The following is an 18,787-nucleotide window of genomic DNA, read 5'->3' on the forward strand; positions in this document are numbered from 1 at the left end:
AAAGATTAGGTCAATATCGGTCGGGACTCACTAAAGTAATTTAAGGTAACATAATGAATTTAAAGCAAGAACTGCAGCAGCTAAACGATAAGTTAGATAAGTTTCGTCGTAAACTGGCGGCGGCAGAGCAACGTGGCGATGTTGTCATCGTGGCGCAGTTTAAACGCGAGATTGAGGCTGTTACTAAGCAAATCAATAGCGTAAAAACGCAGCAGTCGCGTTTATTACAAAAGCAAGGGGTGGATATTCAGCACTTGCCATTTCACCGCGCCCTCACCAAAGCCGAGCAAGCCGATATGGGTCAACTCAAAAAGTCAGTAAAAGGCTTAGTTGTTGTGCACCCAATGACTGCTTTAGGGCGCGAAATGGGCTTGACTGAAGTAACAGGTTTTGCACCAGCAAAATTTTAAGCTACATTGCTAAGTTATTCAATAAGTTGCAAAATAGAACACTTATCTATTTTGCAGCGCCTTGGCTCGACATATTACCCATTGAGCTGAATGAGTCACCCAGTTAATAGCTTAGTTTTGTAGTTGATTAAATTACTAAAGTATTTCGTGATTGCTGAAAACACTTTAGAATAGGTGCGCCGTAGGCTAAGTACCTAATCATTGTTTTGTTTATGGATGTTCCTTCCGTCTCATGGAATGAGAGTTGTCGTTAAGGTTAAGTCATGTCGATAAAATATGTCGCGACGTCAAAATTACCCACTCCCTGGGGCGTTTTTGCCATGCACGGTTTTGAAGATACCGAAACCGGTAAAGAGCATGTTGCCCTCACATTTGGCACCCTAAGTAGCGATGCTCCTGTTTTAGGCCGTATTCACTCTGAGTGTCTCACGGGCGATGCCTTATTCAGCTTACGCTGTGACTGTGGATTCCAGCTGCAAACCGCGATGCAAAACATTGCCGAGACCGGCAGTGGGTTTATCTTATATTTGCGTCAGGAAGGTCGTGGTATTGGTCTGCTAAATAAGATCCGCGCCTATGAGTTGCAGGATAAAGGCGCCAATACGGTTGAGGCGAATGAACAGTTAGGTTTCCCTGCGGACATGCGTAAATACGATATGATCCAGCCTATGCTTGAGCAGATTGGCGTAAAGCATGTACGCTTAATGACCAATAATCCTCGCAAAGTCAAAGCGATGAAAGAAATCGGCATCGAAGTGGTTGAGCGCGTACCCTTACAAGTCGGTAAAAATCGCTATAATGAGGCTTACTTAAAGACTAAGTCCACTGAGCTTGGGCATATGATGTCTGAGTATCATTTTACGGATGAACAGTAGTTCTTAGTGCAATAAATTTACCGATTAGGCTGCAAATTAGGATCTGTTTGCGTAAATTGAATATCATTTTTAGTCGGTTTATCGTCAACCTCAGCTCCATTTCGGCGCTATCAATGGGAATTGTTTTCCCGCTGTTGGCGTCGACAGAGCCTGTTTCAAACTTCAGTCACCCGCAAGATATTGCAGCATTTGCCCCCCAATCTTCCTAAGCGTTTTCGAAGATTAGCCCTGAAACGCCGATTGATGGGAAAAATAATCCTAACTCTGTTTATGCCTTTGGCAGCTACCTTGGCACAGGGGTATATCGAGCTGCTGAGCAAAATGCCACCGTCGTTAGTATTCCGTTAAACTTTGATTTTTTGAAGGATGATAGTAGTCAGACTTGGCTGCGTTTACCCTTATCTTTCGGTTTTTTTGACTACTTAGCCAAAGACATCACCGACGGCGAATTGCCATCGTCAGTTGGCACCATGACGATAACGCCCGGCATCGAGCACCATTGGCAGGCAACGGCAAATACGCGGATGGAAGCCTATTTGGATGTGGGCTTTGGGACAAATTTTGAGACCGATGCGAATGTGGCGATTTTAGCCTCAGGTGTAAGTACCTTGTATGATTTTAGTCTTGCGGGTGAAGACAGCGTCTGGGTATCGAGGTTAAAGTTTGCGGGCTATAGTGAGCGGCTAGGAAAATTAACCGACCAATTTGCGGTATTGCAAACCGGGGTAGATATTGGCCTTTCGCCGCGCTGGCAATGGCTGAATATCCAGATGCAACCTAGATTATTTGCGGTCGGTTATTGGTACTTCAACGAGCTGGATTTTAGCCAAGATACTGAAGATGAAACCATTGTCTCTGGAAGCTATGAGTTTGGTGCCACACTGGCATTTTCTAAGCCTTTGGGCGGCGATCTCCTCGGCATAGATAGAATTGGCATCAGTTATCGAACCGGCGACGGGTTAAATATTTGGCGTTTATTGTTTAGTTTCCCAATCTAGTTTACAGCTACCAAGATTGAAAATGATTCTGTACTCAGCTTAGCCTGCGGCTTTTTGTGCATCGCGCATTTTCTGGTCCATTAACACGGCAATTTGGTTACCGAGTTGCATAATTTGTTCCTGCAATAGCTTACGTTGCTGAGCCGCGGCCTTCGAATCATCTCCTTCCAGTTTCGTGAGCATCTCCTGCAAAGCTTTGATTTGCTCTTTCAGACGCTTAATTTGTTCATCAATGATAGATTTGGGTTCTTCATTCTCAGCACTTTCCGTCTGTTGCCGTTTTTCCGCGGTTTGACCTCTGAGAGAAGCGCCTACTTCGGTAGCGAGAGCTTGTCTTCCGGCATTGGATATATTGACCGTTTCTTGCGTGCTGGTCTCTGCCGACGAATTCTCAGAAGCTGAGCTAGCTGTTGGCGTAGTGGTGATATAAGCGCTGGAAACAGATTTGAAGGCGCTGCTATTTGCGGTCGTATTTAATCCATTAATGTTCACGATAGGCTCCATAAGTACCTGAAGGTTATTTATCGAATTATCGGCCTTGAGATAAAAAACTTAAGTGCTAAGCATCCTATTTGATACAAAAGGCGTATCTAGGATAGGTTAGGGGATTAATGGTTAAGGTCGTTCACTTTTTGACTGATAAGGATATGAAAGATATGGCTCGTAAACTACAAATAACATGCGCTGCATTTTTGGCTTTGAGTGGAATAAGTGTGCCTGCGATGGCTAAAAATATTTTAGATAAACTGACCGTTGCAGAAGGCTTTAACCTGAGCTTATTTGCAGATAATGTTGACAATGCGCGCGCAATTGCCGTATCCGAAAAGGGCATTGTCTATGCGGGCTCGATGAAGGCCGGGAATGTTTATGCCCTTATCGACAGTAACCAGGACGGTGTTGCCGATGAGAAAATTCTGGTTGCCTCTGGACTAAAGCTACCATCAGGTGTGGTGATCAAAGATGGCGACCTCTATGTCTCCGAAGTGGAGCGCATCATTCGCTTCAAGGATATTGATAACCACTTAAACTCACCAACATTTGAGGTGGTCTTTGATGGGTTTCCAACTGAAACCCACCATGGCTGGAAAGTACTAGGGGTTTCACCGACAGGCGAGTTAATCATTCCTGTAGGCGTGCCTTGTAATGTGTGCGAGGAGAATGAACGCTATGGACGTATTTTCTCGCTCAATCTCGAGACTAAAAAATTAACCACCATTGCCCAAGGAGTTCGTAATTCGGTCGGATTTGATTTTCAGCCCGGCACTCAAACCCTTTGGTTTAGCGATAATGGCCGCGACATGATGGGCGATGATATTCCTCCCTGCGAAATCAATAAGGTCAGTTACTTGGGTGAACATTTTGGCTTCCCCTATGTGCATGCAGGTACAATTCTTGACCCTGAGTTTGGCCAAGGTAAAGATCCTGCCAAATACACCGCTCCTGCGCTCTCCTTAGGGGCTCACGTGGCGCCACTAGGCATTCATTTTTATCTTGGTAAACAGTTCCCTAGCGATTATCAACAGCAGTTGTTTGTGGCTGAGCATGGTTCGTGGAATCGCACTAAGAAAGCGGGTTATAAAGTGGCCGTGGCGACGATAGAGCAAGGCAAGGTGGTCAAATACACTCCATTTTTAACTGGCTTTATGCAGGGCGAGCAAACCTTTGGTCGCCCAGTGGCCTTTGCTGAATTGGCCGATGGCAGTTTACTCGTGTCGGATGATTATGCAGGGGCAATCTATCGCGTCACTTATCCGCAGACAAAATAGCCAATAGGTGAAGTCTTAAACGCTTATTCTTAGCCGTTGGCTTGATTAGCAGGGGACTCTTGCCAATCATGGTTGCCCACCGAAGGATATTGGATTGGCGCTAATCTAGCTGATAGACAGATTAAAAAATAATGCGCGGGATAATTGAATTAATTATTCCGCGCATTTTTGTCTGTTCCTGTGAATATGCGTTTGAATATTCGAGCGAAATTTAGTCGCGCTTGCCCCAGATATGGCTATTAATCTGGCCATCTGTTGCGGCTATCGATGTAACCGTACTTGCCTGAGCTGGTTTCTGTGCTGGTTTTGCAGGTTTTTTGGCCGATGTTTTCGCTGGTGCATTGGATGTTTTCGCGGCGGGCAACGGCAGTTTATTGGTTTTTAAATATAAATATTCTACTTTTTCCCGTGCCCAATCGGTTTTTCTTAAAAATCGTAGACTCGATTTGATACTCGGATCTTCGGTAAAACAGCGGATCTTGATGCGAGTTCCGAGTTCTTCCCAGCCATAGTGCTCAACGAGTTGTGTGACTATGGTTTCCAGTTTGATGCCGTGTAATGGGTTATTTTCTTGAGTCATTTTGTATAAATTACCGTGAACAATAATCGGATTATACCAGTATTATACCGATTGACTAAAATCATAGATAAAAAAACGGGCACTCATCAGTGCCCGTTTGCTTTGTATATCAATATTGTTGGAAATTAAGCTTCATCGGGTAATTCGCTGTCGCTATCAACTTCACCTTTACCTTTGGTTTTCACAATCAGTAAGCCTGTGATGACTAGCGTTGAAACAGTCCCTGCGATGGTGGATAAGGTCATCGGTAAGCCTGCACCTAAAGTTGCAGAGTTAAGTAGGAAGGTGATAACTACTGTGGTCATAAACATGGCTGGAATGGTGGTGATCCAGTGCAGTTTATTGTGACGCAGTAGGTAAGCTGAGGCCGTCCAGAGCATTAATACAGCTGTCGCTTGGTTAGCCACACCGAAGTAGCGCCAGATCACGCCGAAGTCGACTTGAGTCAGTAAGCCACCAATCACAAACAATGGAATAGCTAACACTAAACGTTTAGGTAAAGCCACCTGCGGCATGTTAAAGAATTCAGCCAAAATCAGACGAGCAGAGCGGAAAGCCGTATCGCCTGAAGTAATTGGCAGAATGATCACACCAAGGATTGCCATAAAGCCACCCACTGCGCCTAACAGACCAGTTGATGCTTCGTATACAACGTTTGCAGGGTTACCCGCCATGCCTGTGCTTAATCCTTCAACACCGTGGAAGTAAGACAGTGCAATCGCACACCAGAGTAGGGCGATGATACCTTCACCGATCATGGCACCAAAGAACACAAAACGACCGTTCTTTTCGTTTTCAACGCAACGTGCCATCAGTGGTGATTGCGTGGCGTGGAAGCCTGAAATCGCACCACAAGCGATGGTGATAAACAGCGCAGGCCATAATGGCATATCTTTAGGGTTTAAATTTTGGAAGAAGTCGCCCGCTTGCACATTGGGCAGTAGCGTATGTTCGCTTGATAACATGATCGCAAAGGCTAAACCAAATGACATGAAGAACAACAGCGCGCCAAAGAAAGGATATAAACGGCCGATAATTTTATCGACAGGTACCACAGTGGCAATCAGGTAGTAAACGAAGATAATCGCAACGAAAATGCTAACATCCCAACCCGTTAGCTTGCCTAACAGGCCTGCTGGCGCAGAGATAAACACCACACCTACGAGCAATAATAGAATGATGGCAAACACATTCATAAAGTGCTTGGCACTTTTGCCTAAATACTTACCAGCAAGGTTTGGTACAGATTGACCACCATTACGGACCGACAACATACCGGAGAAGTAATCGTGCACCGCTCCTCCAAAGATACAGCCGATCACAATCCACAACATCGCTGAAGGACCGTAGAGCGCCCCGAGGATTGGACCGAAGATTGGACCCACACCTGCGATATTCAATAATTGGATTAAGTACACTTTGCCTTTCGACATAGGCACATAGTCCACACCGTCGGTTTGGGTAAAAGCCGGTGTTTGACGTTTTTCGTTGATACCAAATACCTTTTCGACAAAGGTACCGTAGATAAAGTAGCCGCCGATCAATAGACCGACACAGAGTAGGAACCACATCATTTTAGTTATCTCCCCATTTTGAGTTGTGCAGAGTGTAAACAAGTTGTTTACATAAAACAGGGGTAACTGGGTGAGAGGTCGATAATGCTGACTCAGCGGCAATAGAATGGGGCGAGCGGTTGTATGAGGATGTCATTCATAAGTATTAACCGCCTCCAGCGGCTTAGATACGCGCATTAGTGGTTAACAATGGGGCTATTGGAAGCCGAACAATTGCTTAAGACTTTTTAAATAACGGCGAGAAACGGGCACTTTGTCGCCAAGCAGAGTCGTGACTTCGGCGCCAGTATCGAGCAGCTCTATTTCGGCAATGGCTTTGGGTGAAATCAGATATTGGCGATGGCAACGCACTAGCGGTGTTTTTTCTTCCAGCACTTTAAGGGTAAGTTGGGTATGGACTTTGCCCTTGGTACAGGCGACATGAATACCGCTTAAATCACTAAAAACATACTCAACATCTTGAATGGGGATCACTTTTAATTTACTACCGCTGTAACAGGGTAGGTGCTCGAGGCATCGAGGCGCGATCAGATTAACGGCTTGCGGAGTGAGGTCCTTGCGAACACGTTTTAGGGTTTGGCTGAGTCGATCGGCATCTATTGGCTTAAGTAAATAATCAAAGGCATGATTATCAAAGGCTTTGACGGCAAATTCATCAAATGCAGTGACAAACACGATTTTAGGTAAGGTGTCGGGATCGAGCATAGCAATCAGTTCCATGCCTGAAATACGTGGCATTTGGATGTCGAGAAAAACTAATTGAGGCTTTTCTTTGGCAATCGTTTGCAATGCTTCTATGGCGTTGCTGCATTGGCCAATAATTTCAATGTCGGCTTCTTGGCCGAGCAAATCCGCAAGCTCCTCGCGAGCAAACAATTCATCATCGACAATCAAACAAGTGATCACGTGCTAGTTTCCGTCTGTTCTATGGGTAAGCGGATGGTCACCTTGGTGTATTCATCCGGCTTGCATTCAACTTGGATGCCATACTGTTCGCCAAACAGATTTTGTATCCGTTTATGAACTAAATTCATCCCCAATCCCTCAGAATCGATTGAGGGTTGATAAAGGCCGGCGTTATCTGTCACCTCAAGGGCTAATATATGGTCATCCATGCGTCCTGTGACCTTGATTTGTCCTTGCTCTATCATATGGGAGGTGCCATGTTTTACCGCATTCTCAATGATGGGTTGTAGGGTAAATGCAGGCACTTTACAGTGGTAAAGTGATTCAGGTATAGCAATGTTGACCTGTAATTTATCAATAAATCTCGCTTTCTCAATAGTGAGATAAGACGCTATGTGATCGAGCTCATCCCCGAGTGTCACTAAACCCGTTGTACGTTTTAAATTGATCCGCAAAAATTGTGACAACTGCTGCAACAGTTGCTTCGACATATCGGGATCGCGCTTAATAATCGCACTGATGGTATTGAGAGCGTTGAATAAAAAGTGTGGATTCACTTGAGCTTGCAGTAATTTTAATTCCGCTTGGGTGAGCAGGTTTTGCTGCTGTTCAAAACGGCCGTAGAGGATCTGGTTCGACAATAGCCGAGCAATCCCTTCCCCTAAGGTGCGGTTAATGTTCAAAAATAGTTTATTTTTTGGCTCGTATAACTTGATGGTGCCAATGACTTCGGTGTCGCTGCGAAGTGGGATCACAAGGCTCGAACCGAGTTTACACTGGCTCGAAATCGAGCAGGAATAGGGCATCTCCACCCCATCGGCGAACATCACCTTGTTTTGGTTTATGGCCTCAAGGGTGATTTTTGAGGAAATCGGTGTTCCAGGGATATGATGGTCGGCACCAATACCGATAAAGGCCAAAAGTTTTTCTCTGTCCGTAATGGCAACAGCACCCACATTGGTTTCTTCAATGACAATTTGCGCGACCTTGCCGCTGCTTTCTTCGTTAAACCCCTTAGAAAGCAGCCCAACACTGCGCTCGGCAATTTTAAGCGCCTTGGTTGAGAAACTAGAGGAGAGCTTGTCAAACATGGTTTTTTGGTCGCGGATCATGCTCATAAACAGCGCTGCGCCAATGGAATTAACCAACAGCATAGGCGGAGCTATCTGCCGCACTAATTCCCATGCGGCATCAAACGGGCGTGCAATCAGCAAAATAATGCTCATTTGCATCATTTCGGCGTAAAAGGTCACCAAACAGACTAAGAGAGGATTGTAGATAAGTTCACTCTTACCCGCGCGGCGTAGGTAAAAACTGATCATTCCCGCGGAGAGTCCTTCGAGAGTGGTTGAAATCGCGCAGGCTAAATCGGTAAAGCCACCCATGCTGTAGCGGTGTAAACCGCCAGTGAATCCGACTAAAAATCCGGTGACAGGACCGCCGAGTAAACCGCCTAGCACGGCACCCATGGCGCGAGTATTGGCAATGGCCCCTGAAGTTTGCTCACCAAAATAGGTCGCCATGATACAAAAGCTAGAAAAAACCAGATAAATAAATATTTTATGAGGTAGACGCGGTGATGTTTCTGCAAACAGTTTAAAAAGTGGTGTTTTACTGACTAAATAAACAATCACTAAATAGAGTGACATCTGTTGGGTCAGTAGCAAGATCAAGGACATAGTGGCTCACTTTATCGTCACAGCGGTCAGCGCAGTTATTGACATTGGCAGTATGTGCGCAAGATCAGGGTTAAAATTCAACAGTTCGGTTATAAAGCTTAATCTTATTTGCATCTTTTGGAGAGACTATGTCCGATTCTGTTCACGGTCATGACGTTATGGCGCTGATGGTAGCGCAAGCTCATCCCGTTTTAAAGCCTCAGTTTATTGCTCTGATGACTGAAACCTTTGGAGAAGCAGCGCGTTATCACACTTGTAGTGCCGAAAACCTTACTGCGGAGGAGTTAATTTTTTTGTTGTTGAGTAAAGGGAAAATGGCAGAATCAGCGCAAGGGCTCGCCCTTGTTGCTGGGCGGCAGTGTCATCATTCTGATCATTAAGTATGGCTAATCTGGTCTATGAGCCGCGCAATAGCTTGGGGTCATAGGCCATAACTTGCTGTTAAAGAAAGGGCGATCAACGGATTGGTTTACCTTGATGCCATAAAGATTAATGCTCATCCTGCTTACTTTTATTTACCACTTCAAGCTGTTCTGCAATTGTTTTTTGACTGAATTCATCAATCAAGATCCGCAATAAGCGTGATTTGGCGATTTTAGTTCCTTTGGCGAGCCCATCTAATTGGGTAATACTGGTTTCCGTTAAGGTAAAGGTGGCATGGCGATAAATTTTGGCTGACTTTTTATCTAAGCCTTTTGGCTCTGCGGGAGGGACCGCTAAAATACTCGCTTTACCTAAAGCATAGTTATTGGCATCTTCGATAAAATCCTCAATAGAAACCGTTTTGATAACTTGTTTTGGTTTCTTGCGTTTAAGATCAGTTAAGCTCATAACTATTTTCTGGTGGTAAGGTGAACAGCTCATCCACTATGGCGCGGATCTCGTCGGCCGCTTTCCCATCTGGCTCAATTTCCATTACGGACGATCCTTTTTCCTCACTGTCATCGTAGATATTTCGGCAAAAAGTCACCGAATTGAGTACGCGTAATCCAAAGGATTGGACCACTTCTTTGGCCTCTAAAATACGCTTTACTTGGGTGGGCAAAGCGGGACATTGGGTTAGCACAATGGTTGCCACCATTTTGGGATTAACCATCTTACAGGTGCTGAGCATATCTTCCATATGGGGTAAGGTTTTAAGATCGCGACGTTTGGGTCTAAGTGGGATAACTACGTAAGTGGCCACCGACATGGCGGCGCGCATAGCAAGGTTATCTTGACCGCCACAGTCAACAATGACGTAGTCGAAGCGTTCATTAAGACTGAGCAGATCGTTACGTATTTTGCCGTAGAGCTGAATACAATTGATTGCAGGGAGGCTAGGGTCGTTGTTTCGAGCTTGGATCCAATCGGATGTTGTACGTTGGGGATCGCAGTCTACCATTAGTACATTGGCGGCAAATTTTTGCTTTATATAAACCGCAAGATTTTGCGCGAGGCAACTCTTGCCACTGCCACCTTTCTCTCCACCCACCAGCAATATCATAGCAATGTCCTTTGTACGAATAGTTCAACTAATTCAGTGTAGAACAGCTCAATCGACCCTGCGTAGCTAGATTGAAATTAAAGCAATTGCATCGCGACATGATAACTTTGATCATGACGTTTAGAGCAGCGGCAAACTTGGCCTTTTACGCTATTTTGTCGGGATGTTTCTGGATTGAATGTCACGTTAACTAATTCACCGAGTTCAAATGGGTTTTTATAATCAAACAGAATGCCTCTGCGGGCTAAATCGATACATACGCCTTCGTCCGTATGTTCAACGCCATTCTTATCAGTCCAATGCAAGAGCACGCGTTCAGCTTCCATATCTACTCGAAGTGAGCTGCGTTTTTCTTCAAATCCAACTGGATGTTCACCCATAACTCAATTGTCCCGTAAATAATTGATCTCAGTAAAACTAGCATAATTGCTTTTTGGCAGAATACCAATCTGAAAGCGAGGGATTTGGAAGGATTTTGCAGGTAAAGAATGGCGCCATTGAGCTTGGTTGGCAATGGCGCCCAGTAGTAATTAGTTATCGTATTCTTGATTTTTAGGATAGGGCATTTTTAATTGGCCCCAACGGATCACGATGACCGTTGCCGCAAGGATCAAAGTTGAAAGCGAAATTGCGGCGATGCGCCAGTCATCCATACTCTTCATATCTAAGATCAAATAACGTGCAAGAGCAACAATGGCAATATACAGCGGCATGCGCACGGGCAATTTTCCCGATTCTGCATAATTAGCAACCATGGCCAGTACTTCGAGATAAATAAACAATAACAACAGATCGGCAAGGGCGACTGCGCCGACATTAAATACATGGACAATTTCTTGACCAATAGCAACCACAGTCGCTATTGCTATGATGATTAAGACGAGATGCTCAACTGCTTTTAAGCCTTTGGCACCATATTGACGATAAAATGGCATGGGTACTCCCTACTCAATATTTTTGTAAATAGTAACAGTAAAAATACTTTAGTTAGGGAAAAGAGACGCGATTCTCTGTGACTCAATTCACAAGATAGTAATTGGTTGTCTGCTAAAGGCATCGCGCCATGAGTTTTCTCGAGTCACCTTGCTTAGCCTGGCCGTCCATCGGCTCTGACGCGACAAAGCATTGGTGCGTAGTAGTAACAGAAACACCCAAAAGCTAGCATCCAACAAATAATGGCTGCGAGCATTAATTCAATAAACCATGCACTGGGTAAACCCGCTAAGACACGGAACACTGTAGCCAGTAACATTAACCCAAAAGCCAGTGTCATTGGCCTAGCGGGTTTTAGTTGTCTGCCGGTATGGCCTAGCGATACCCTCGACATCATTGCGAGGATCATGCCGCCAAGTCCTCCAACAGTAATGGCATGCATTCCTACGGAAAGTGGTAGTCCTGTAGCAATCAGTATCAAACCAATGGGAATACATAAGTAACTTAAATGCAGTGACCATAACAGCGGCACAGACCAACTTGCCTGCCATCCCCAACGAGACCAACGTAGTAATAGTACCAGACCCGCAATACCAGCCAGAGCGCGCGTCAGTAATATTATCTGCGGTAAAAAGAGACTCGCAACAAGCGCTAATAGGCTAGCAAAACTTAACCATTCCAGTATGGGAATAGGGGAGTGTCTTTGCCATTGGGTGGCGCGCTCAGTAAAGAATGGGATCACTCTACCACCAAGCAAAGCAACAATTACCCCAACAAGGATGACTGCTGCATAAAGACCATTATTAGCCCACTGTAATTGATTAGTTATTAAACCGTAATAGCTAAATCCATTAAAAAGCGTGAGTAAACTGAGAATAGGGATAAACACAAAGTTACGCCATTGGCGTACTTTAACCACAGATATTGATAATGCAATTGCGGTTAAGGGTAAAAACATCAAGTCGATGATCATGATCGCCACAAACGGAATATCTAGCGGCAATATAAATAAAAGCCTTGGTAGTAACCAGACCGTAAATAGCCCTATAAGAGGTAAGCCTTTCAACCCAGGTTGTCCTGTCCAGTTTTGTACTGCGGTGAGTAAAAAACCTGCGACGACGGCACAGGCAAACCCAAAAATCATCTCATGACCATGCCACCATAAAGGATTGATGTTGTTAGGAAGTAATGACAGACCGGAAAGAAATCCTCCCCAGATCCCTAAACTTAATAGACTAAATAGACTCGCAAATAAGAAGAAAGGTCTAAAACCTAAGCGGAAAAGCGGTAGTTTAGGTTGTAAATGTGCAGGTTCATCAATATTCAACATAATGACAGCGTAGTAGTGAAACACGAAAAGTATTTTAAGCTGCAAATTAAATGAATGTATATATCTACTTATGAGTAGCTTGTAAGTAAGCGTCCGAGTGAAGGGATTAAGATAGTCTTATCGCCGTGGTTTAATCTATTGATAAGGTAGAATAAATTACAATAGAGGACGTAAAGGAAATACAGGGATGCAAACGCTAAAAAGGCGTTAATGCTTAACTTGTTCAATTAGGAAAGTCAATTTCTCTAACATAAAACAAGTTAAGCCATTGTATCTGCAAGTCGCAATTATTTGGTCTTACGCTTTTGCCACTTAAACATGATCGAGTATTTCCAGAGGTTACTGATCATTAAATATCCTACAGTAGAAAACACGATCCCTAATACTAGGCAACCTAGTAGGAATGCTGGCCCAATTGTGGCTAATGAGGCTTCTATCCATTGCCAGCTTGCCTCAAAGGCAAATTCCTGCGGTGCGTGGCCAAGAATTTTTGCACCTAATAAATAAGCCCCATAAAACATAACTGGCATCGTAAGTGGATTGGTGATCCAGACTAAAGCGACGGAAACGGGAATATTGACATTAAAAAGGATTGCAAAGGCCGCGGCGACCACCATTTGAAAAGGCATTGGGATCCAAGCGACAAACAAGCCTATGGCAAAGGCCCCCGGCGCAGAGCGTCGATTAAGCGCCCAAAGATTAGGATTGTGTAATAAGCGACCGAAAATGCGTAGGTGTTTGTGCTCACGCAGGGTTTCAGGCTTAGGCATAAATCTTTTTATTAATTTTTTTGGCATAGGCTGAAATTGCTGTCTTAACTTAATTCACTATGAATGGATTCATGTTTGGCTTTAGTGCCACCTTACTGTCAGCGATGTTATGGCCTTCGCTGCCGCCAATTACTTATCTACCCTACTTTTGCTTTGGGGCTCTCATCTTATTCAAAAAAGCACCTAGCTTATCTGGCACACTCTTTGCGATGTTCTGGCTAACAGGATTTTGCTTAGTGTTATCTCGGCAGGATCTTCCTTTATCCCAAAAGCCTATACAGGTGAGGGGCGAAATCATATCACTAGTTAGTCAAAACAGCGACTGGGTTAGCTTCGATATTGTTGTCGATAAACCAAATTTAATCTTTGGGCCAACGGCTAAGTTGCGTTTAACCTGGCAATCCGAGGCGACACTGCAAGTTGGGCAAGTTTGGGATTTCACTTTTATGCCTAAAAGTATATCCAGTGTACTCAATCAAGGAGGATATAACGAACAAAAGCAATTGATTAGTCAGCATATTGTCGGTAAAGGCCGCGTTATGCATGCAAGGCTTCAAGCTGAGCGTTTTTCGTTAAGACATCACTTAATCACACGACTTGCTCCAAAGTTATCTGCGTTAACACAGGGGGATATTCTGCTGGCGTTAATCCTCGGGGATAAACAACTTATCTCGCAAACTAAGTGGCAGGCGTTAAGGCAAACGGGCACGGGCCATCTGGTGGCGATATCGGGATTACATTTATCGGTGATCACCGCTTGGGTCTATGCTTGCGCTTTGTTTTTTCTTACGCGTTTGGCGCCGCATCCAAGTCGACGAAATATAGTTATTGCGCTCATTTTAGCAGGAGTGAGTGCTCTATTTTATAGCTATTTAGCCGGTTTTGCCGTGTCAACACAGCGGGCGTTAGTGATGATTTTATTGGTTATGCTGTTGAGTTTATTAAGACGCTACTCAAGCGCATGGGATCGTTTGCTGTTTGCCTTATTTGTGGTGTTACTCATTGATCCTCTCGCTTGTTTGAGTGCTGGATTTTGGCTTTCTTTTTGTGCTTTGGCGATTATTTTATATACCTTAGAAAGTGCCAAATTTACACAGTCTTTTGATAGTAAAACAACTTTTTTAGCCAAGTCGCGAGTCAGAGTCATACAGTTTTGGTCAATACAATGGCGCTTAAGCCTGATATTGGGACTGCTGCAAGCCATCTTTTTTGGTGGTGTGAGTATCCATAGTTTGTGGATGAATATGCTGGTGGTGCCTTGGTTTAGTCTTATTGTCATTCCGCTATCGATGCTGGCTTTTATCATCTGGTGGTTAGGTACGCTTTTGGGGCAATCGTGGTTGGGATTATTCAATTTGGCGGATTTAGCACTATTTCCCTACGGCAAGTTACTCGAACTCAGCGTCGATTTACCCGCCCATTGGCATGTGGTTTCCGAGACATTATTAGCAAGCGGCCTGTGCGCACTTTTTGCGTTGATTCTGTGGCGATATGTTCCTCATCGGCGCCAATATTGGCACTGGCATTTGTTGATAGGGTTACTGTTTCTACCTCTGGCATTGTCTGTTTTTCAGCGCATTACAGCATCGAAAACCACTCAATGGACACTACATTTACTTGATGTAGGGCAAGGATTAGCCGTGGTGGTTGAAAAGGATGATAGGGCACTTATCTATGATACGGGCGCCGCATTTGGCGATGATTTTAGCTACAGTGACCGTGTGGTTATCCCTTTTCTTAATACTCGAGGATTAACTGATATCGATTTTATTGTGATCAGCCACGGCGATAACGACCATGCTGGAGGCGCTCAAGTACTGGCAAAAGCGTATCCTCAGGCAAAATGGATTACTGATGTTGACCACTTAAATGCTCAGCCTTGTTTGCCACAACAGATTGATTGGCAACAACTTACCTTACGCTTTATTTCCCCACAAACCCAGGCGGGTGGCAATAATGCTTCTTGTGTGCTGCGGATTGATGATGGTCAGCAAAGTCTATTACTGAGCGGTGATATTGAAAAGGAAACAGAGAGTATATTGATTGAGCGAGTGCAAGCGGGCTTTATACTTAAAAGTCAGGTGCTTATTGCTCCACACCATGGAAGCCGCACCTCATCTACGCTGGCATTTATTGAAAGGGTGGCACCGGAGTTAGTACTGTTTCCTGCGGGGTTGAATAATCGTTATGGCTTTCCTAAAGCCGATGTCGTTGCCCGCTACCAAGCTTTGCAGATAAACCACTTAACCACAGGGATTGAAGGACAAATTAGCGTTACTTTTGAACAAGGGCGACTCGACGTAAAAACCTATCGGCAAGATTTAGCTCCATTTTGGTATAACCGCTTGTTTAGATTTGGTGACTTGATTAATCCAGAGTAGAATGAGCACTTTGCCATAATTTAGTGTTACCAATGACAGCATATCCTAAAGACGAAATGTGGACCGTATTCAAGCGATTACTGGCCTATCTCAAACCGATGAAGGGCATGTTTTTGCTTTCAGTTGCTGGCCTTATTGTGTATGGGCTTGTCGATGCGGCTTTTATTTCTTTTATTGGCCCTTTTATCGATAAAGGGTTTTCCAGCAGTACACCAGCGATAACTAACGGTATTGCACTCCCCACGAACCAAGGCTTTCATGCCGATAACCAAGTGCTATTAATGGCGCCTATCGTGGTTATTTTAATGTTCTCCCTGCGCGGCTTTGCAAACTTCGTATCCACCTACGGCATTTCTTATATGAGCGCTAGGTTAATTATGGATATGCGCCAGCAAGTGTTTCAACATTATCTAAGTTTACCCGTGAGTTACATGGATAAGGAAAACACGGGCAATTTAATTTCAAAAGTGACCTTCGATACCGAGCAAATTGCCCGTGCATCGGGCAGTGCCTTGATTTCGATTGTTCGTGACGGTGTGACCGTTATCGGTATGCTGGGATTGATGTTTTATAACTCTTGGAAGCTTTCTCTGTGTATTTTAGTGATTGGTCCGATTATGGGATTAGTGATGACTATTGTGAGTCGCCGCTTCCGTAAGGTGTCGAAACAAATCCAAACGGCGATGGGGGATGTTAGTGCCGCGACCGAGCAGATGATAAAAGGTCATAAAAACGTACTGGCCTTTGGTGGACAAGAAACAGAAACTGCTCGCTTTGCCAAAATTAATGACAGAAACCGTCATCAAAATATGAAACTTGCGATCGCACAGGCTATCAGCCAGCCGCTTATCATGGTGATTGGCTCCTTTGCCTTGGCCTTTGTGCTGTATGCGGCGAGCCTAGATAGCATGAAAGCCGATTTGACCGCAGGGACCTTCGCGACGATTCTTGGCGCGATGATGGCCATGCTGCAACCCATCAAAAACCTCACGCGTGTGAATGCCGAATTTCAACGTGGTATTGCAGCGTGCACCACAGTATTTGAACTGTTAGACACTTTGCCAGAATCGGATACTGGTACTTATACCGTCAAGCGTGCTAAGGGCAACTTACGTTTTGATAATGTTTCTTTTAGTTACGAAGGCCAGGAGCGCCGCGCTTTAGATAAAATTGACTTTGAAGTGTCCCAAGGGCAAACCTTAGCCTTAGTCGGGCGCTCTGGGTCGGGGAAGTCGACGATCGCAAGCTTAGTGACTCGTTTTTACACCGGACTAGCGTCTGGCGATATTCTGCTTGATGATGTGAGTATTTATGATTACTCATTGAAATCATTACGTAGCCAAGTGGCTTTGGTATCGCAGCAAGTGACACTGTTTAACGATACTATTGCCAATAATATCGCCTATGCCTATCCGGGCGAAGTCACCCGCGAGCAGATTATTGAGGCGGCGACCTTAGCTCATGCGATGGAATTTATTGAGCAATTGCCCGATGGCTTAGATACCCAAGTCGGTGAAAACGGCGTGCTATTGTCAGGCGGTCAGCGACAACGGATTGCGATTGCGCGGGCAATGTTACGTGATGCACCAGTGCTCATTCTGGATGAAGCGACATCGGCCCTTGATACTGAATCTGAGAAAGCGATTCAGCAGGGATTAGACAATTTACGCCAAAACCGCACCTCGGTTGTGATTGCTCACCGGTTATCAACGATTGAAAGTGCCGATCAAATTTTAGTGGTCGATCAAGGCCGCATCGTTGAGCGTGGCACCCACAAATCTCTACTCGAACTTGGCGGCATGTATGCCAAGTTATACCAAATGCAGTTTGGTAGCTAAATGCAGGCGTTAGTGAATCAAATTTGGTATCAAGGCCACCCATTACGGTGGCTCTTACTGCCTTTTTCTGCGTTGTTTGCGCTTATTACCGCAATTCGCCGTGGTTTATTTCGCTTAGGGATTAAATCACAAACCACACTGCCAGTCCCCGTGATCGTGGTGGGCAATATTACCGTTGGCGGTAGTGGTAAAACCCCCACAGTCATCTATTTGATTGAACTGCTGCGTCAACAGGGGTTTAATCCGGGTGTGATCAGCCGTGGTTATGGCGCGGATATCCAAGGGGTAAAAGTCGTTAGCGTAAAGGATGCTGCAACTGATGTGGGTGATGAGCCAGCTATGATTGTGGCGCGTACTGGCGTGCCTATGGTGGTGGGCCCTAAACGTGTTGATACCGCAAGAACCTTGCTGGCGCAGTTTGCCGTGGATGTCATTATCTGTGACGATGGCTTGCAACATTACGCCCTCGGCCGTGATATTGAGTTGGTGGTGATTGATGGAAAGCGCGGTTTAGGGAATCGTCATTTGCTTCCAGCAGGCCCACTACGGGAAAGTGCTTGGCGTCTTAATCAAGTGGATTTTGTGGTGGTCAATAGTGGACCCGCGCAGGCGAATCAATATGAGATGCAGCTGAGTCCAAGTGCGGTGTTGCCGGTAAATCCTAAGGCTGAGGCCGTGTTTGATCCGACCCAGCCCGTGGTGGCAATGGCGGGTATTGGTCATCCGGCGCGTTTTTTTGAGACGTTAACGCAGCTGGGTTTTCAACTCGCGTTATCCCATGGTTTTGATGACCACCAAGCCTACGATAAACAAGTGTTATGCGAGCTTGCAGCATCTCGCCCCTTGATGATGACTGAAAAAGATGCGGTTAAATGTCGCGATTTTGCACAAGAAAACTGGTGGTATTTGGCTGTCGATGCCAAGCTATCGCCACAATTTGATCAACAGTTGCTGAGCCGATTACGCTCTGTGGCTGCAGCTAAAAAAGGAAAATCCCATGGCGTTTGATAAAAAACTGTTAGATATCGTTGCTTGTCCAGTATGTAAAGGAAAGTTGGAGTACGATAAGGCGGCGCAGCAATTGATTTGTAAAGCGGACAAATTAGCTTATCCCATTACCGATGGCATCCCAGTGTTATTGGAAAATCGTGCCTTACCGTTAAATGAAGCAGTTTGATTTTTAGGCATAAAACTCAGCGTTATTGAACTTAACGGTTTGAGCTAAGTCGTGTACTTGCGACACCGCCGTGCATAAGTGTAG

At 44.9% G+C, this 18,787-nt stretch carries 19 protein-coding genes and 1 pseudogene; 9 read left to right on the forward strand and 11 right to left on the reverse strand.

The genetic code is table 11. The features are described 5' to 3' along the window. Positions 1 to 53 precede the first annotated feature (53 nt). The 3 genes and pseudogenes from AEA42_RS05580 to AEA42_RS05590 all read left to right on the forward strand — a co-directional run bounded on the left by AEA42_RS05580 (position 54) and on the right by AEA42_RS05590 (position 2,283). The gene (locus AEA42_RS05580; RefSeq protein ID WP_037419602.1) at positions 54 to 410 is read left to right on the forward strand and encodes a YibL family ribosome-associated protein; all 357 of its coding nucleotides are present in this window, start codon (positions 54 to 56) and stop codon (positions 408 to 410) included. Between the two features lie 263 nt (positions 411 to 673). Then, positions 674 to 1,285, forward strand: coding sequence for a GTP cyclohydrolase II (gene ribA / locus AEA42_RS05585; protein ID WP_037427288.1), 612 nt, complete (start codon positions 674 to 676; stop codon positions 1,283 to 1,285). A gap of 113 nt (positions 1,286 to 1,398) precedes the next feature. Beyond that, positions 1,399 to 2,283: pseudogene (locus tag AEA42_RS05590) on the forward strand (hypothetical protein). Between the two features lie 39 nt (positions 2,284 to 2,322). On the opposite strand, the gene AEA42_RS05595 reads toward AEA42_RS05590, so the two are convergent. Beyond that, positions 2,323 to 2,775, reverse strand: coding sequence for a FlxA-like family protein (locus tag AEA42_RS05595; RefSeq protein WP_037427284.1), 453 nt, complete (start codon positions 2,773 to 2,775; stop codon positions 2,323 to 2,325). Between the two features lie 164 nt (positions 2,776 to 2,939). Here AEA42_RS05595 and AEA42_RS05600 point away from each other — a divergent pair, with 164 nt between their 5' ends. Next, positions 2,940 to 4,049, forward strand: coding sequence for a PQQ-dependent sugar dehydrogenase (locus tag AEA42_RS05600; RefSeq protein WP_082389610.1), 1,110 nt, complete (start codon positions 2,940 to 2,942; stop codon positions 4,047 to 4,049). Positions 4,050 to 4,260: 211 nt separating this feature from the next. Here the strand turns inward: AEA42_RS05600 and AEA42_RS05605 are convergent, their stop codons facing one another. The 4 genes from AEA42_RS05605 to AEA42_RS05620 all read right to left on the reverse strand — a co-directional run bounded on the left by AEA42_RS05605 (position 4,261) and on the right by AEA42_RS05620 (position 8,788). Then, a complete protein-coding gene (locus AEA42_RS05605) occupies positions 4,261 to 4,629 on the reverse strand; it encodes a VF530 family protein (protein ID WP_055647206.1) in 369 nt (122 codons plus the stop codon). 125 nt (positions 4,630 to 4,754) lie between these two features. Then, positions 4,755 to 6,203, reverse strand: a complete 1,449-nt coding sequence (locus AEA42_RS05610; protein ID WP_037427281.1) for a carbon starvation protein A — start codon at positions 6,201 to 6,203, stop codon at positions 4,755 to 4,757. Positions 6,204 to 6,398: 195 nt separating this feature from the next. Continuing rightward, the gene (gene btsR / locus AEA42_RS05615) at positions 6,399 to 7,109 is read right to left on the reverse strand and encodes a two-component system response regulator BtsR (protein ID WP_037427280.1); all 711 of its coding nucleotides are present in this window, start codon (positions 7,107 to 7,109) and stop codon (positions 6,399 to 6,401) included. Continuing rightward, entirely contained in the window at positions 7,106 to 8,788 is a 1,683-nt protein-coding gene (locus tag AEA42_RS05620) for a sensor histidine kinase (protein ID WP_037419617.1), read from the reverse strand. Before AEA42_RS05620 ends, btsR begins: the two co-directional genes overlap by 4 nt. Before the next feature lie 128 nt (positions 8,789 to 8,916). Between AEA42_RS05620 and AEA42_RS05625 the strand changes: the two genes are divergently transcribed. Further along, entirely contained in the window at positions 8,917 to 9,168 is a 252-nt protein-coding gene (locus tag AEA42_RS05625) for a YecH family metal-binding protein (RefSeq protein WP_037427277.1), read from the forward strand. Positions 9,169 to 9,277: 109 nt separating this feature from the next. Here the strand turns inward: AEA42_RS05625 and AEA42_RS05630 are convergent, their stop codons facing one another. The 6 genes from AEA42_RS05630 to AEA42_RS05655 all read right to left on the reverse strand — a co-directional run bounded on the left by AEA42_RS05630 (position 9,278) and on the right by AEA42_RS05655 (position 13,334). Next, the gene (locus AEA42_RS05630) at positions 9,278 to 9,619 is read right to left on the reverse strand and encodes a hypothetical protein (RefSeq protein ID WP_037427275.1); all 342 of its coding nucleotides are present in this window, start codon (positions 9,617 to 9,619) and stop codon (positions 9,278 to 9,280) included. Next, positions 9,606 to 10,274, reverse strand: coding sequence for an AAA family ATPase (locus AEA42_RS05635; RefSeq protein WP_011623182.1), 669 nt, complete (start codon positions 10,272 to 10,274; stop codon positions 9,606 to 9,608). Before AEA42_RS05635 ends, AEA42_RS05630 begins: the two co-directional genes overlap by 14 nt. Before the next feature lie 77 nt (positions 10,275 to 10,351). Then, positions 10,352 to 10,654 carry a PilZ domain-containing protein gene (locus AEA42_RS05640; protein WP_037419625.1) on the reverse strand — a complete coding sequence of 101 codons (303 nt, stop codon included), beginning with the start codon at positions 10,652 to 10,654 and terminating at the stop codon, positions 10,352 to 10,354. Between the two features lie 150 nt (positions 10,655 to 10,804). After that, positions 10,805 to 11,209, reverse strand: coding sequence for a phosphate-starvation-inducible PsiE family protein (locus tag AEA42_RS05645; protein ID WP_011623180.1), 405 nt, complete (start codon positions 11,207 to 11,209; stop codon positions 10,805 to 10,807). Between the two features lie 152 nt (positions 11,210 to 11,361). Continuing rightward, complete coding sequence (locus AEA42_RS05650) at positions 11,362 to 12,537, reverse strand: NnrS family protein (protein ID WP_055647207.1); 1,176 nt, start codon at positions 12,535 to 12,537, stop codon at positions 11,362 to 11,364. 287 nt (positions 12,538 to 12,824) lie between these two features. Continuing rightward, complete coding sequence (locus AEA42_RS05655; RefSeq protein ID WP_037419631.1) at positions 12,825 to 13,334, reverse strand: DUF2062 domain-containing protein; 510 nt, start codon at positions 13,332 to 13,334, stop codon at positions 12,825 to 12,827. Between the two features lie 32 nt (positions 13,335 to 13,366). On the opposite strand from AEA42_RS05655, the gene AEA42_RS05660 reads away from it, so the two are divergent. Genes AEA42_RS05660 through AEA42_RS05675 form a run of 4 tightly spaced genes read left to right on the forward strand, consistent with a single transcriptional unit; the run spans position 13,367 to position 18,703 of the window. Beyond that, positions 13,367 to 15,688 (forward strand): DNA internalization-related competence protein ComEC/Rec2, encoded by a 2,322-nt coding sequence (locus AEA42_RS05660; RefSeq protein WP_055647208.1) that lies wholly within the window; start codon positions 13,367 to 13,369, stop codon positions 15,686 to 15,688. Positions 15,689 to 15,720: 32 nt separating this feature from the next. After that, complete coding sequence (msbA, locus tag AEA42_RS05665; protein ID WP_055647209.1) at positions 15,721 to 17,526, forward strand: lipid A export permease/ATP-binding protein MsbA; 1,806 nt, start codon at positions 15,721 to 15,723, stop codon at positions 17,524 to 17,526. After that, positions 17,527 to 18,534, forward strand: coding sequence for a tetraacyldisaccharide 4'-kinase (gene lpxK, locus AEA42_RS05670; protein WP_055647210.1), 1,008 nt, complete (start codon positions 17,527 to 17,529; stop codon positions 18,532 to 18,534). Continuing rightward, positions 18,524 to 18,703, forward strand: coding sequence for a Trm112 family protein (locus AEA42_RS05675; protein ID WP_037419644.1), 180 nt, complete (start codon positions 18,524 to 18,526; stop codon positions 18,701 to 18,703). Before lpxK ends, AEA42_RS05675 begins: the two co-directional genes overlap by 11 nt. The last annotated feature ends 84 nt before the right edge of the window (positions 18,704 to 18,787 follow it).

The organism is Shewanella sp. Sh95, from assembly GCF_001308045.1.
GTDB classification, from domain to species: domain Bacteria; phylum Pseudomonadota; class Gammaproteobacteria; order Enterobacterales; family Shewanellaceae; genus Shewanella; species Shewanella xiamenensis.